At 69.5% G+C, this 587-nt stretch carries 2 protein-coding genes; both read left to right on the top strand.

Annotation, left to right across the window (positions count from 1 at the left end):
* The coding region (locus ACYVDE_RS25645) for a hypothetical protein (RefSeq protein WP_460504327.1) at nt 1-255 on the top strand (255 nt) is incomplete at its 5' end.
* 5 nt (nt 256-260) lie between these two features.
* The coding region (locus ACYVDE_RS25640; protein ID WP_460504326.1) for a helix-turn-helix domain-containing protein at nt 261-587 on the top strand (327 nt) is incomplete at its 3' end.

Raw genomic sequence — 587 nt, 5'->3', positions numbered from 1 at the left:
GGCAAGCGCCTGCGCCTCGACGCGCTGCCCCCGGGCGCGGCCCTGGTCGAGCCCATCCTGGGCTACTGCTACCAGGCGGGCCACCTGACGGTGTACGTCAACGGCTCGATGCCGCTGGCCATGCGCACGGCCCAGGAAGATGGCCACACGGAGGCCGAAATGTGGCTGGTAGACCCGCGGCCCACCGGCATCCGCGAAATCGTCGTGACCGACTGCCGGCGCGACTTCCACCTGCTCTTACCCGACGCTGCCTAACGCTTATGACTGCCAACGACCTGCCCACCGTGGGCTACCTCGACCACTGGTTTCGCGTGCTGCTGGCCCACCAGCAGGCCGCCCCGGCCGCTGCCCCGGCGCAGGTCGTGCTCTACAGCATCCAGGACCTGGCCGAGCACCTGAGCGTGACGCCCAACACCGTGCGGCGCTGGCTCAAAACCGGCAAGCCCAGCCGCGACCCCAAGCTGGCCCACGACCCCGACCACAACGTGAAGCTGCAGGCTTTCTACTTCACCTCCGAAGCGCGCATTCCTTGGCCGGCCCTGCTGGCCTACGAGCGGGGCGAGCCCTTCGACCTGGCCACGCTGCCG

The organism is Hymenobacter agri (assembly GCF_054778495.1).
The sequence above is the reverse complement of the archived record's forward strand: the minus strand, read 5'-3'. Positions and strand labels throughout refer to the sequence as shown.